The organism is Streptomyces sp. NPDC020884, assembly GCF_044333935.1.
Lineage (GTDB): Bacteria > Actinomycetota > Actinomycetes > Streptomycetales > Streptomycetaceae > Streptomyces.
In genome coordinates, this window is sequence record NZ_JBIRRY010000005.1 from 468,915 (window position 1) to 483,276 (window position 14,362).

The following is a 14,362-nucleotide window of genomic DNA, read 5'->3' on the forward strand; positions in this document are numbered from 1 at the left end:
GTCCGGGGAGACCCTCCGACACCGCCCGGGGCGTGGACACCCCGAGGAAGGCCTGACGCAGCATGATCCTGCTCCTGTCGACGTCCGACACCGACCTCCTGAGCGCCCGCGCTTCCGAGGGACCCGTCAGTTACCGGTACGCCAACCCCTCCCGCGTCCCCCTCGACGGACTGCCGGAACTGCTGGACGGCGTCGACCTCGTCGTCGTACGCCTCCTCGGCGGTGTCCGGGCCTGGCAGGAGGGGCTGGACGCGGTGCTGGCCACCGGCCGCCCCGTCGTCGTGCTGACCGGTGAGCAGGCCCCCGACGCCCAGTTGATGGCCGCGTCCACCGTGCCGATCGGCATCGCCGCCGAGGCGCACGCCTACCTCGCGCACGGCGGGCCCGCCAACCTGGAGCAGTTGGCCCGGTTCCTGTCCGACACCGTGCTGCTGACCGGCCACGGCTTCGAGCCGCCCGCCCCGGCCCCCGCGTGGGGCCCGCTGGAGCGGGACGCCCGTCCGGTGCCCGAGGGTGCGCCGACCGTCGCCGTCCTCTACTACCGCGCCCACCACATGAGCGGGAACACCGCGTTCATCGACGCGCTGTGCACCGCCGTCGAGGAGGCCGGAGCCCGGCCGCTCCCGCTGTACGTCGCGTCCCTCCGCACCCCCGAGCCGGAGCTGATCGACGCACTCCGCGTGGCCGGCGCCATCGTGACCACCGTCCTCGCGGCGGGCGGCACCAAGCCCGCCGAGGCGTCGGCCGGCGGTGACGACGAGTCGTGGGACGCGGGCGCGCTGACCGGCCTGGACGTGCCGATCCTCCAGGCGCTCTGCCTCACCAGCCCGCGCGCCGCGTGGGAGGAGAACGACGAGGGCGTCTCCCCGCTGGACGCGGCCACCCAGATCGCGGTGCCGGAGTTCGACGGCCGGCTGATCACCGTCCCCTTCTCCTTCAAGGAGATCGACGAGGACGGGCTGCCCGCGTACGTCGCCGACGCCGAGCGCGCGTCCCGGGTCGCCGGGATCGCCGTACGCCACGCGAAGCTGCGGAACATCCCGAACGCGGAGAAGCGCATCGCGCTCGTGCTCTCCGCCTACCCGACCAAGCACTCCCGGATCGGGAACGCCGTCGGTCTCGACACGCCCGCCAGCGCCGTGGCCCTGCTGCGCCGGCTGCGCGCCGAGGGGTACGACTTCGGCCCGGAGGCCGACATCCCGGGGCTGGTCTCCGGCGACGGCGACGAGCTGATCTACGCGCTGATCGAGGCGGGCGGCCACGACCAGGAGTGGCTGACCGAGGAGCAGTTGGCCCGCAACCCGGTCCGGATCCCGGCCGCCGACTACCGCCGCTGGTTCGCCACGCTCCCGGAGGAGCTGCGCACCTCGGTGGAGGAGCACTGGGGCCCGGCGCCCGGCGAGATGTTCGTGGACCGGTCCGCGAACCCGGAGGGCGACATCGTCCTCGCGGCCCTGCGGCGCGGGAACCTCCTCATCCTCATCCAGCCGCCGCGCGGCTTCGGCGAGAACCCGATCGCGATCTACCACGACCCCGATCTGCCGCCCTCGCACCACTACCTGGCCGCCTACCGCTGGATCGCCGCCTCCGCCGACGACAACGGCTTCGGCGCCGACGCCATGATCCACCTCGGCAAGCACGGCAACCTGGAGTGGCTGCCCGGCAAGAACGCGGGCCTCTCCGCCGCCTGCGGGCCGGACGCCGCCCTCGGCGATCTGCCGCTGATCTACCCGTTCCTGGTGAACGACCCGGGCGAGGGGACACAGGCCAAGCGGCGCGTCCACGCCACGCTGATCGACCACCTGGTGCCGCCGATGGCCCGCGCCGACAGCTACGGCGACATCGCGCGCCTGGAGCAACTCCTCGACGAGCACGCCCAGATCGCGGCCATGGACCCGGCGAAGCTCCCGGCCGTCCGCGCGCAGATCTGGACGCTGATCCAGGCCGCGAAGCTCGACCACGACCTCGGCCTGGAGGACCGGCCGGAGGACGAGGGCTTCGACGACTTCATCATGCATCTCGACGGCTGGCTCTGCGAGATCAAGGACGTCCAGATCCGCGACGGCCTGCATGTGCTGGGCAACCCGCCCGCCGGGAACGACCGGGTCAACCTGGTGCTGGCCGTGCTGCGCGCCCGCCAGATCTGGGGCGGTACGGCGTCCCTCCCCGGCCTGCGCGAGGCGCTCGGCCTCGACGAGTCGGCCGCCACCCGCACCGCCGCCGACGCCATCGAGGAGCAGGCCCGCGCGCTGGTCCAGGCGATGGACGACGCCGACTGGGACCCGGCCGCCGTGCCGGGCGTCGCCGCCGGGCTGCCGGACGCGGTCGCCGACATCCTCACCTTCGCGGCCACCGAGGTCGTCCCGCGGATGGCGGCCACGACCGACGAACTCACCCACGCCGTGCACGCGTTGAACGGCGGTTTCGTGCCCGCGGGCCCCTCCGGCTCCCCTCTCCGCGGGCTGGTCAACGTCCTCCCCACCGGCCGCAACTTCTACTCGGTCGACCCGAAGGCCGTCCCGTCCAAGCTCGCCTGGGAGACGGGCCAGGCGCTGGCGGACTCCTTGCTGACCCGCTACCGCACGGACAACGGCGACTGGCCCACCTCGGTCGGCCTCTCCCTCTGGGGCACCAGCGCCATGCGCACGGCGGGCGACGACATCGCCGAAGCGTTCGCGCTGCTCGGCATCCGGCCCGTCTGGGACGACGCCTCGCGCCGCGTGACGGGCCTGGAGCCCATCTCCTACGAGGAGTTGGGCCGCCCCCGCATCGACGTCACGCTGCGCATCTCGGGCTTCTTCCGGGACGCGTTCCCGCACACGATCGGGCTCCTCGACGACGCCGTACGGCTGGCCGCCTCGCTCGACGAACCGGCCGAGCAGAACTACGTACGGGCCCACGCCCAGGCCGACCTGGCCGAGCACGGCGACGAACGCCGGGCCACCACCCGCATCTTCGGCTCCCGCCCCGGCACGTACGGCGCGGGCCTCCTCCAGCTCATCGACTCCCGCGACTGGCGCACCGACGCCGACCTCGCCGAGGTCTACACGGTCTGGGGCGGTTACGCCTACGGCCGCGAGCTCGACGGCCGCCCGGCCCGCGAGGAGATGGAGAGCGCCTACCGGCGCATCGAGGTCGCCGCGAAGAACACCGACACCCGTGAGCACGACATCGCGGACTCGGACGACTACTTCCAGTACCACGGCGGCATGGTGGCGACCGTGCGCGCGCTGAAGGGCAAGGCCCCGGAGGCGTACATCGGGGACTCCACCCGCCCCGAGACGGTCCGCACGCGCACGCTCGTGGAGGAGACCTCCCGCGTCTTCCGCGCCCGGGTCGTCAACCCCAAGTGGATCGAGGCGATGCGCCGCCACGGCTACAAGGGCGCGTTCGAGCTGGCGGCCACCGTCGACTACCTCTTCGGGTACGACGCCACGACCGGAGTCGTCGCCGACTGGATGTACGACAAGCTCACCGAGACGTATGTGCTGGACCCGGAGAACCGCCGGTTCCTCCAGGAGGCCAACCCCTGGGCCCTGCACGGCATCGCGGAACGCCTGCTGGAAGCCGAGTCGCGCGGTATGTGGGCCAAGCCCGACCCGGCGGTGCTGGACGCGCTGCGCCAGGTGTACCTGGAGACGGAAGGGAACCTGGAGGGCGAGGACTGAGCCCGTCCTGACCCTGCCCCGATCCGCTTCCGACCGGCACAATCACGGTCATGGGGACCACGGGGCAGGGGCAGGGGCAGGGCCGTCCGGACGCGGACGAGGCCACCGAGCAGGAGAGCGCCGCGCCCGCGCGGCGCTCCGCGGTGGGAGAGGTCCTGGCCGCTCTGGGCGCGATGGCGATCTCCGGAGTGACCGGCGCGGCGCTCGCCGCCCTCGTGGTCGGCCTGATCCTGAAGGACGCGCCCGTCTACGGCACCGGCGGCGTTGTCCTGGCCGCTCTGATCGTCGTCGCCGCCCTCGGCAGCCGCCGTGGGGAGCCCGAGGAGCCGCCGGCCGGCCGGATCGCCCTGGCCCGGATCGAGGACCTGCGGGCGACGAGCGGCGAAATGGCCGACGTACCGGTCGAGTTCAGGCTGACGGTGGCGCCGGAGGGCCGGTCGGCGTACCGGGTGAAGATCAGCCAGCAGATCAACCTGGTCGACATCCCCTCCTACCGGCCGCGCGGTATCGCGGTCGTGGAGTACCACCCGGAGAAGCCCTGGGACGTGCGGATCATCACCCGGCCGACCCCGGAGTGGAGCCGCCGTGCCGAGGATGCGGAGATCGACTCCGCGCCCGAGTCCACCCTGGTGCACGACCCGGGCCTGGGCGAGGGCTCCTGGTGCATGCTGGTCCTCTTCGCGTTTCTGGCGTGCGCGGCGCTGGTGGTGCTGGTCTTCCGGGGTGAGCTGTTCACGTCGGACGACGAGGGCCCGGCGCAGCCGCCGTCCTCCTCGTCCTCCTCCACCTCCTCCCGTACGTTCTCGACCTCCACCACGGTCTCCGGGCCCTCGTCCTCGCTGCTGATCCTCGGGCGGATGCGGGAGACGGCCACGCAGCTGGAGACCCGGGTGGACACCGCGTACGTCACCGGAATCACCATCGAGGACCACCGCATGGCGGTGCGCGGCGACTCCGCCCGCCCGGTCTCCGAGACGGTGCACCTCCAGACGCTCCCGTACGAACTGTTCCCCGCCCTGGTCCGCGAGGCCCGCACCACCCTGGGCGTGCGCGATCCCAGGTCCTGGCGCATCGACGTCACCCCGGGCGCCGGCGCCGGGGAGGGGCCGAGGGTCCGGGTCACGGTGACCGGCGAGGAGGGCACCGCCCACCTGGACGCGGACGCGACGGCCAGGATCACGGAGCGGCGACCGGTGAGGCGGACGGCCGGAGCCGGCTGACGCGGGGGCTCCCGGGACGTGAACCCGTCTCCACAGGTCATGCGTGACCGGTTTGGTACGTTGCTGCGAAAGACGGCCGGAACGTGGGGGAGACGCTCGTGGCATGGGATGAGTGGGAGCGGCTGAAGGAGGACTCCTCCCAGCGCCAGGACGTGGGGATGCAGCTCAATCAGCACCCGGCGGGGGACGGGCCCGGCCCGGCCACGAGCGGCGTGACCGGCGGGGTGAAGTCCACCAAGAAGGCGTGGAACGACGCCGGCGCGGGCATCGGGTCGCTGCGGGAGGGCATCGACCAGGCGGTGAGCCGGCTGCGGGACGGGCAGCAGGGTCTCGGCGCGGGGGAGGACTGCCTGACCGCGGGAGCGCAGACATCCGTGCACGCGTCGTGGGACCGTTACGTCAAGGCCGTGGGCAAGCGGTGCGACAGCGTCAAGGGAATCCTGGAGAAGACCGGGCACGACCTGCTCCTGACCGACGAGGCCGTGACGGCGGAGCTGGCCAGGATCAAGACGGCGCACGCCGACACGCCCGCCGTCGGCGGCCAGGACGCGGGGCGGTGACGGGCCGGTGAACCTCACGACCCTCAAGCAGCTCAAGCCGTCCGAGTGGGAGGAGGCGGCCGACGGCTACCGCTCCACCGGCGACATGGCCGCGAAGGCCAAGGACCACGTGGAGAACGTGGTCGTCGCCGGGATCCGCACGTCCCTGCGGGGCGAGGCCGCGGACGCCGCCATCGCGGAGCTGAAGCGGGTCGCGGCCAACTTCCACTACACCCAGGTCCAGTGCGGCCTGGTGAGCGCCGCCCTGAACGGGTTCGCGTACGACATGGAAGCCGCCCGCAAGAAGCTCCTGTCGGCCCTCGACGACGCGGAGGCCCGGAAGTTCACGGTCGGCCCCGACGGGAGCGTCGCCTACCCGGCGGCGCAGCCGAAGAACGGCGTCGAGCTGCCGCCCGAGGCCGGTACCACCAACGGGGCGACCGACCCCACCGCGCAGGCGGTCGGCCGCCAGGCGGCGCACCTGAACCCCAACCCGCACGCGGCCGTGGCCCAGGAGATCGCCGACCGGATCGCCGGGGCGCTCACGGCCGCCACGGAGGCGGACGGGAAGTGGGCGCCCAAGGTCCGCGCGCTGACGGCGGACGACGACCTCACCGTCTCGGACGCCGACTGGAAGGACACGCGGTCCGACATGGAGGGCGTGCGGGACGCGGGCAAGGCGTACCTGGACGCGATCGGCGGACCGCCGAAGGACGGCACCCCGCAGGCGAACGCCGCGTGGTGGGCGGGCCTCACCCCCGAGGAGCGAGAGGCGTACCTGTCGCTCGACCCCGCCCTGGTGGGCAGGCTCGACGGCCTTCCCTCCGCCATCAGGGACGAGGCGAACCGGGTCGTGCTCGACGAGACGCAGGCCGATCACCGGCTCCGGCTGAACGCCCTCCCCAAGCCTCCCGCCAACGAGTGGACGTGGATCACCGCGGGCGGCTACCCGTCCAAGGTGCACACCGACGAGTGGATGGACTGGAACAGGAAGCACGGGGACGAGTACCGGCGGCTGGAGACGTCGCTCAAGGGGATGAACGCCCTGCGGACCCGGTTCGACCAGACCGGCGAGCGGGGCCTGCCCGAGGCCTATCTGCTCGGGTTCAGCGCCGAGGGCAACGGGCGGGCCATCGTGGCCACGGGCAATCCGGACACGGCCGAGCACCAGGCGGTGTACGTCCCCGGCACGACGGCGAACCTCGGCAAGGTCGAGGGGGACATCGACCGGATGACGCAGCTGTGGCGCCAGACCCAGGAGGCGGCGCCGGGCGGATCCGTCTCCACCATCACCTGGCTCGGCTACGACGCACCGCAGGACGTGGTGAAGGACGCGCCCTTCGAGCACTACGCCTACGACGGGGCCCCCGCGTACCGGCAGTTCATGGACGGCCTGGAAGCCTCGCACAGCGGCCCCGGCGAACCGCACCGCACGGCCGTCGGACACTCGTACGGCACCACGCTGATCGGGGCGGCGGCGGAGAAGGGCGACCTCAACGCGGACGACGTGATCCTCGCGGGGAGCCCGGGTGTCAAGGTCGGGTCCGCGGAGGAGATGGACGTCCCCGCGGGACATGTGTGGAACCAGGAGGCGGACGGCGACAAGGTCCCCGACATCGGCCGCTGGGGCCACGGCGGAAGCCAGTGGAGCCTGGGCGGCGGCGTCTTCCTCATCCCCAGCGACGAGGCCTTCGGCGCCAACCAGATGAACACCGACGCCGAGGGCGGCGGAGGGCCGGGCGGCACCAAGGGGGTGGAAGGGCACAGCGGCTACTGGGACGAGTCATCGACGGCGCTGAAGAACCAGGCGCTCGTCGTCGTCGGTGAATACGGCGACGTCACGAAGCCCGGGTGACCGCCCCGCCGACTGCCCACACCGCACACACCGCACCGCGCATCCTTGTGCGCCTCCGCATCCGACCGAGGATCTCCGTTGTTCCGACCTCCGCGAACCACCGGGCGTGCTGCTGTCGAGCGCCGCACCCGGGTGCACCGCTCCTTCCGGGGCGGTGTTCCCACCGCCCTCGTCCTGACCGCTCTTCTCCTCAGTGGATGTGGCATGAACGACTCCAGCACCCCCAGCTCGCCCGGCGAGGGATCCTCCGCACCCGGCGACGCCTCCTCGGGCGTGCCGGCTGCCGGCACCGCCACGACCGACGAGGCGGCGGACGCGCTCGAAGCCGTCTCCAGCCAGATCTACCAGTACGCCGGCGTGCCCGGTAAGGCGTCCGAGCCGGGCCCCGGGGTCAAGGAGTGCGAAGGGAAGGACCCGGAGCGGTTCTTCCGGGTGTTCCACCCGTGGAACTTCCAGCCCGGCTCCGCCGCCGACTCCGACCGGGCGATGGAGAACCTCAAGAAGAAGCTGAACACCGGCGGCTGGGTCCTGAAGAAGGAGTACCGGGACAACAGCGAGAACGAGAACCTCAACCTGGTCGCGGACAACGACGCCAAGAAGGTCAGCGTCTGGATCGTCCAGTACCGCGACCGGGCGAAGCCCAGCCTGGGGATCACGACGATGTCCGGGTGCTACGAGGTGCCCGAGGGCACGAAGGTCGAGAAGTTCTGAGACGGCGGCCCACGCGCCCACCGCACCGCGCCGACCGCTCGCACCGCGCCGACCGCTCGCACCGCGCCGACCGCCCGCACCGCGCCGACCGCTCGCACCGCTAAATCGGCTGGCTCCCGCTGTCCGTGCCCCGCAGGGTTGACCGTATGACGACGCACGATCGCGTGTTCCTGCCCGGTCTGGCCCTGTCCCGGATCCTCTACCAGGAGGCCGTGAGGCCGATCCTCGACGCGGAGTGTCCCGGGCTGCGGTATGCCGCGGCCCGGGTCGGCGCCGGCTCCGAGGTGCTCGGCCTGGACACCGCCCGGTCGGCGGACCACGAGTGGGGCCCCCGGCTGGACCTGTTCCTGGAACCGGCGGACGCCGCCGCGCACGGGGAGCGGCTGCACCTCCTGCTCGCGGAGCGGCTGCCCAAACAGGTGCGCGGCTGGCCGACGCACTTCCGGCACGGCGACCCGGCGGACCCGATCGGTCAGATGGACCTGACCGACGGCCCGGTCGACCACCGGGTCTCCGTCGGCGACGTCGCCGGCCTGCTGCGCGATCAGCTCGGACTGGGGCCCGGCCCCGACGGGGAGCCCCCACGCCCCACGGTCCGCGACTGGCTGGCCATGCCGCAGCAGAAGCTGGCGGAGACCACGGGCGGCGCGGTGTTCCACGACGGGGTCGGGGCGCTGACCCGGGCGCGGGAGACGCTGGCCTGGTACCCGGACGAGGTGTGGCGCTATCTGCTGGCCTGCCAGTGGCAGCGGATCTCCCAGGAGGAGGCGTTCGTCGGGCGCTGCGCGGAGGTGGGGGACGAGCTGGGTTCCGCGGTGGTCGCGGGGCGGCTCGTGCGCGACCTGATGCGGCTGTGCCTGCTCCTGGGACGGCGGTATGCGCCGTACGGCAAGTGGCTGGGGAGCGCCTTCGCCCGGCTGCCCGAGGCCGACGGGCTGCTGCCCGCCCTGCGGGGAGCCGTCACGGCCGGGGACCACCCGGCGCGCGAACGGCACCTCTGCGACGCGTACGAGGCCGTGGCCGCGCTGCAGAACCGCACGGGCCTCACGGATGCGGTGGACCCCGGGCGGCGGCCGTACCACAGCCGCCCGTTCCAGGTGCTGCACGCCGAGCGCTTCGCCCACGCCCTGGCCCGGACCATCACCGACCCGGAACTCCGGGCTCTGCCGCTGACCGGGAGCGTGGACCAGTGGGCGGACAGCACGGACTTCCTGGGGCGGCAGGGGGCCGTGCGGGCCGCGGTCGACGCGCTCGGCTGACGCCGAAGGCCCGTTGAGGACGGTCAGCACCAGGACGGACCGCCGGCCCCGGGAAGGTCTCCCGGGGCCGGCGGACGTACGAGAAGGAGCGCGTCAACGCCCCGGACTCCAGCAGGACACGTCAGTTGGCTTCCACCAGGTGATGGGCGGGGACCTTCACCGTGCGGGCGCCCTTCTTGCCGCCGAGGACGACCTTGCGCAGCGCGCTGTTGTTGGCGTGGTTGGTCTCCTGGAGCCGGTTCTCCGGGTTGGCGAGGACCTGGATGTAGTACGTGCCGTTCGGCAGGTCCGTGATGTCGAAGGACTGGCCGGGCAGGTCCTGGGTGTAGGTGTCACCGGAGCCGACGTCGAGCACCTCGCGGACGGAGATCGAGTTCTCCTGGCCGCACGCGGTGGACAGGTCGGTGTTGTCCGGGTGCCAGTTGGCGTTCTTCACCGTGTAGTCGACGGCGTCGGTGTTGGCCAGGCAGAACGCCTCCTTGCCGCTGCGCACCGACTCCTTCTGATCGGCCTTCAGCAGCCGGTAGCTGGCGAAGTCCGTGAAGTGCCAGTGCTCGTGGCCGGGACGCGGGTCCCACTCCATCGTGCCGGTCGGGGTGTAGCCGACCTGCTTGCCGTCGGCGTCGTAGAAGTACTGGTAGGCGTCCATCAGCTCCTTGCCCGGGGAGCGGAAGCCGTCCACGACGAGCTTGGCCGGGCCCGCGTTCCACACATTGGCGCTGAAGGCGAGGTAGTCCTTGTCCGGCTCCTCCTCGTAACCTTCGCTGACGGTGATGCCGTACGCGGGCAGCGAGCGCAGGTCAGGCTTCGGCACGTCGGGCACGGTCGCCTTGCCGGTGGGCCGCTTGGCGTTGGGCTGCGCACCGGGCGCCTGGCGCGACCCGTCGGTCTGCCCGGCGCGGTCGCCGACCGTGGCGGCCGAGAAGGCCTGCCGCTGGAGGGACTCCTTCTTCAGCGCCCAGGGCAGGGCGGGCGGAGCCGGCGGGTAGGGGCCGTGGCCGACGTTGAACGTGGGGCCGGCGCCGGTCGTCCGGGTGGCGGGGGCTTCGGTACGGGCGGGGGCGCCGTGCCCGGCGTGGGCGGAGGGCGCGGCGGGCGCTTCGGCGGCCTGCCCGTGCCCTGCGTGGCCCGCGTGGCCCTCGTGCCCGGAGGCGGCGGACTTCGGAGCCGCGCTGCGGGGCTCGGCGGGAGCGCCCTCGCCCTCGCCCTCCTCCCAACTGCGCTCGCGCACGACGACCTTGACGGTCTGCGGCTTGTCGGCGATGCCGAAGAGGTCGCGGTACTTCTTCGTCACGGAGATCTTGGCGGTGTAGGTGCCGGCGGCCAGCTGGACCGGATCGGAGTAGTACCCGGCGTAGGTGTTGGAGGCCCAGCCGTTCTCGACGCCCCACACCGAGCCGAGGGTGAAGGGGTTCACCGTACAGCTCTGCGGATACTTCGAGTTGGCGGGGGCGTCCGGCCGGATCCGCCCGGAGGCGTTGTTCGGGCAGAAGGCCTCGGTCTTGTTCAGCACGGTCTTGCCCGCCGCGTCGGTGACCGCGATCTGCGCGAAGTCCGGCAGCCCGGAGAAGTCCTTCACGAGCCCGGCGGGAAGCGCCTTGGTCGTGGTCTTCTTCCCGTTCCGGAAGATCTGCGTGGCGACGACCGGGTCCTTGTAGGACTTACGGGTCACCTTGAGCTCGAAGGCGCCGTTCTCGGAGGTGAGATACGTCCCGAGGTCCAGATAGACGCCGGGATCCTCCTTCCACGAGTCGAGCGTCACCGAGGTGGAGGCGGCGACGAGTCCGAGCTTCGGCGTCGGCTCCGCAGTCTTCGCGTCGGGTGCGGCGGCGACGACGCCCGCCGTCACGGCGACGGCCGCGGCGATGGCGATCGAGGGGCGGGTCAGGCGGTGCGTGCGGCCCTGCTGGAATCTGGTCATCATTCCTCGTACTTCCGGGCTTCCGAGTGCGTGATGGAACGTGGACGATCAGCACGGCCCCAACTCACCTGTGGCGACGCTGTGTCCGCACGGTGAGAGGCCATGGGGGGCGGATCGGGTTGTCTGTGCTCACCCGAGTGGCCCACAGTTGTCCGAAAACTCATCTGATACGCCCAGCCCCGAAAGCCCCCGAGGTCCCACAAGTTTCCTCATTTCCCCGGGCCGTTACTGGGCGGCAGCTCTGCTGGACGCCGTCCCCGCACGCTTCTCGGCCCAGGGCGCGAGCAGCGGACCGGCTCGTTTCGTACGTCGCTGGGGCACGGCGCTCTCGATGCCGGTGATGCCGGGCAGCGCGGCCAACTCCCCGGTCACATAAGCGTGCAGCCCGCTCACGCTGCGGCACTCCACCATGGCGAAGACGGAGCTCGCCCCGGTGGTGAGAGCGGCGAACGCGACCTGGGGATGCCCGGCCAGCGCTTCGGACACCGCCCGAAGCCCGGCCGGAGGGACGTCGAGCCACAGGAGCGCCTCGAGGGGATACCCGAAAAGGGCGGGGTCGACCTCCACCTCGAAGGCGAGGACCCCGGATTCCCGCAGCTGTCCGATGCGCCGCCGCACGGTGGATTCCGAGCACCCGGTGGCCGCTGCCAGCCGCCCCAGGTCCGCGCGCGCGTCCTGGGACAGGGCGCGCAGCAGAGCGCGGTCGGCCTGGCTGAGCGCGGGTGTGGGTACGTCCGCGAGGGCGGGTGCCGGTCCCGGCGGCGCTTCCGCGGGCGCGGATACGGGTCCGGGTCCGGGTCCCGGTCCCGGCGGCGCTTCCGCGGTGTCCGCGGTGTCCGCCGGGGGAAGAGAGACGGGCCGCAGCAGGCGTTGCTCCGCCTCGCCGAGGGCGTCGAGCCGCCCCGCCCACCCGCCGACACCGGCGACCGGCCGCAGCACGCAGGCCGCGTCGACCTCACGCACCCCCGCCGTCCGGGCGAGCTGCTCGAAGAACGGGCGCCGGCTGTCCAAGGGACGCCGGCCGTCGAACGGGGGCCGGCCGTCGTCGCCCGGCTGCGGCGTACGGACCATGCAGGTCAGCTCGGTGCCGCCGACCAGCGGCGCGATCCATGACGTGTCGTCCCGCCGGGCGAGGAGGGCGGCGAGCGTCTCCATCGCCTCGGGCGCACAGCGGATCCTGACGATCCAGTCCAGCATCCCGGTCCGGCCGCCGTCGACCAGCCCGACCACCCGCAGGGCGAGCCGCGACCGGAGCCGGTGGTAGCGGCGCGCCACGGTGCGTTCCGGTACGCCGACGGCTGCGGCGATACGGCTGAAGGGCAGGCGGCCGTCGAGTTGGAGGGCGTGGATCAGCCGGCGGTCCAAGGCGTCGAGCGTGACGGTTTCCATCATCAGGGCCCCTCCCCGTGTCCGATTCCCGCAAACTCCGGCCGGACCGCGTCCTGTTCGGCCCGCCCCGGATCGACACTGCCGGTGACCACGGACCCGTACGCCGGACCAGGACGCACGGGAGCGCGGAGAAAGAGCACCCACCACGAGGGAAAGAGGACCCACCACCATGCTGACCGTACTGCCGATCAGATACGTCGCCGACGTGGCCGCGTCACGTCGCTTCTACGAGGGCCTCGGCCTCGCCTTCCGCCCCGACCTGAGCGTAGACGTCTGGGCCCAACTGGCGGCCGGAGCGGGGGAGGTGGGGATCCATGACGCCGCGGTCTCCCAGGGCCGCCCGCCCGGCACCACCGAACTGGGTTTCGCGACCGATGAGCCCCTGGAGGCGGTGGCGGACCGTCTGGCGGCGGCGGGCTACGCCTACGACCTGGTGGACGAGAACTTCGGCCGCAGCATCCGCGTCACGGACCCGGACGGTGTGACCGTGCAGATCCAGGAGATCGACCGGGCCACGGTCCGACGGTCGGCGGAAGGGACGACCGAGCCCCGGCCCTGAGTGCGCAGGGTGGCCCCACCGGATCCGCCATCACGCCCCCTGAAAGGAGCGTCCCCCGTGGAACCCCTCGTGGTTCTCGTCGGCACCACCTGCCTCGCGCTGATCATCGGAGCGTGCGGGGTCCACCGCCTGCGACGGCTGCCCACGGCTCTGCGCGGCGGGCTGGCGGCCATGTTCCTGCTGACCGGCGGTGCTCACTTCATCGGGATGCGGGACGAACTCGTCGCCATGGTGCCGCCGGCCCTGCCGGCCCCCGGTCTGCTCGTCACGCTGACCGGCCTCGCCGAGATCGCGGGTGCCCTGGCCCTGCTGCGGCGCGGGACGACCGCCCCGGCCGCCGGGCTGCTCACGTTCCTGCTGATCGCGATGTTCCCGGCCAACGTGTACGCGGCGGACACCGCCGAGACCTGGTGGGACGAACTGCTCCCGCGCACCCTGACGCAGCTCGTCTTCCTCGCGGCCACGACGACGGTGCTGGTGGACCGGATCCGCGCACGCCGACCGCCGAAGCCGTAGCGGGCCCTGCGGGTGAGCCGTTCACCGGTCCCGATGGACCAGCTGGATCACCTGGATCAGCGCCCCGGGCCGGGCCGGGCAACGGCTCAGGCGCCCCGGGCCCGCAGGATTCCTTCGACGCCCAGGAGGAAGGTCTCGACGATCGGCTTCGGGTCGGAGAGGCAGCCGGCGGCCATGGCGCCGTCGCGGAGCATGACGAGGTGCCGGCCGGCTCCGTCGGCGGGCTGGTCACCGACCTGTGCCAGCAGCTCGGTGACGGTGTCCAGGAACCACTGCCGGTGGGCCAGGACCGCCCGGTGGATGGGGTGGGCGGGGTCGGGGTATTCGGCCACCGCATTGAGGAAGGCGCAGCCGCGGAAGCCGGGCCCCTGAATGCCTTCGGTGATGAACCGGCCGATCGCCCGGACCGCGTCGGCCGGCGACTGTTCGCCCGTCCGCGCGGCCTCGATCCCGCCCCGGATGCCCCGGTCGGCCCGGTCGAGGTAGGCGAGGACGAGCTCCTCCTTGCCGGTGAAGTGCCGGTAGAGCGTGGCGCGGGTGACCTGCGCCTCCGCGATGATCCGGTCGACGCCGACGGAGTGGATGCCCTCCGCGTAGAAGATCTTCGTGGCCGTGTCGAGCAGCCGCTCTCGCGCCGCCGACGTGCCGCCCCTTCCCCTGTCCTCACTCATGCGGCCAGATTACCCCAGACGCGAGGGAGAACGTTCGGTCTTGACAGTGGTGTG

General features: G+C 72.5%; 11 protein-coding genes. 8 read left to right on the forward strand and 3 right to left on the reverse strand.

What is annotated here, in order from left to right; translation table 11 throughout:
- Window positions 1-62: 62 nt before the first annotated feature.
- The 6 genes from cobN to ACH4UK_RS19005 all read left to right on the forward strand — a co-directional run bounded on the left by cobN (window position 63) and on the right by ACH4UK_RS19005 (window position 9,252).
- Complete coding sequence (gene cobN, locus ACH4UK_RS18980) at window positions 63-3,668, forward strand: cobaltochelatase subunit CobN (protein ID WP_398357612.1); 3,606 nt, start codon at window positions 63-65, stop codon at window positions 3,666-3,668.
- 50 nt (window positions 3,669-3,718) lie between these two features.
- Complete coding sequence (locus ACH4UK_RS18985) at window positions 3,719-4,888, forward strand: hypothetical protein (RefSeq protein WP_398357614.1); 1,170 nt, start codon at window positions 3,719-3,721, stop codon at window positions 4,886-4,888.
- A gap of 98 nt (window positions 4,889-4,986) precedes the next feature.
- Window positions 4,987-5,448 (forward strand): hypothetical protein, encoded by a 462-nt coding sequence (locus ACH4UK_RS18990; RefSeq protein ID WP_398357616.1) that lies wholly within the window; start codon window positions 4,987-4,989, stop codon window positions 5,446-5,448.
- A gap of 7 nt (window positions 5,449-5,455) precedes the next feature.
- Entirely contained in the window at window positions 5,456-7,282 is a 1,827-nt protein-coding gene (locus ACH4UK_RS18995) for an alpha/beta hydrolase (protein ID WP_398357618.1), read from the forward strand.
- A gap of 204 nt (window positions 7,283-7,486) precedes the next feature.
- Window positions 7,487-7,993, forward strand: coding sequence for a hypothetical protein (locus ACH4UK_RS19000; protein WP_398357620.1), 507 nt, complete (start codon window positions 7,487-7,489; stop codon window positions 7,991-7,993).
- Window positions 7,994-8,139: 146 nt separating this feature from the next.
- On the forward strand, window positions 8,140-9,252 hold the full coding sequence (locus ACH4UK_RS19005) for a DUF4037 domain-containing protein (protein ID WP_398357621.1): 1,113 nt from the start codon (window positions 8,140-8,142) through the stop codon (window positions 9,250-9,252).
- Window positions 9,253-9,373: 121 nt separating this feature from the next.
- Here the strand turns inward: ACH4UK_RS19005 and ACH4UK_RS19010 are convergent, their stop codons facing one another.
- Window positions 9,374-11,176 carry a lysyl oxidase family protein gene (locus ACH4UK_RS19010; RefSeq protein ID WP_398357623.1) on the reverse strand — a complete coding sequence of 601 codons (1,803 nt, stop codon included), beginning with the start codon at window positions 11,174-11,176 and terminating at the stop codon, window positions 9,374-9,376.
- Window positions 11,177-11,398: 222 nt separating this feature from the next.
- Window positions 11,399-12,565: an Lrp/AsnC family transcriptional regulator gene (locus ACH4UK_RS19015; protein WP_398357624.1), complete on the reverse strand. Its 1,167-nt coding sequence runs from the start codon at window positions 12,563-12,565 to the stop codon at window positions 11,399-11,401.
- A gap of 166 nt (window positions 12,566-12,731) precedes the next feature.
- On the opposite strand from ACH4UK_RS19015, the gene ACH4UK_RS19020 reads away from it, so the two are divergent.
- A complete protein-coding gene (locus ACH4UK_RS19020) occupies window positions 12,732-13,121 on the forward strand; it encodes a VOC family protein (RefSeq protein WP_398357626.1) in 390 nt (129 codons plus the stop codon).
- Between the two features lie 57 nt (window positions 13,122-13,178).
- Complete coding sequence (locus ACH4UK_RS19025) at window positions 13,179-13,637, forward strand: hypothetical protein (protein ID WP_398357628.1); 459 nt, start codon at window positions 13,179-13,181, stop codon at window positions 13,635-13,637.
- Window positions 13,638-13,723: 86 nt separating this feature from the next.
- On the opposite strand, the gene ACH4UK_RS19030 is transcribed toward ACH4UK_RS19025, so the two are convergent.
- Window positions 13,724-14,308, reverse strand: a complete 585-nt coding sequence (locus ACH4UK_RS19030; RefSeq protein ID WP_398357629.1) for a TetR/AcrR family transcriptional regulator — start codon at window positions 14,306-14,308, stop codon at window positions 13,724-13,726.
- Between the last annotated feature and the right edge of the window lie 54 nt (window positions 14,309-14,362).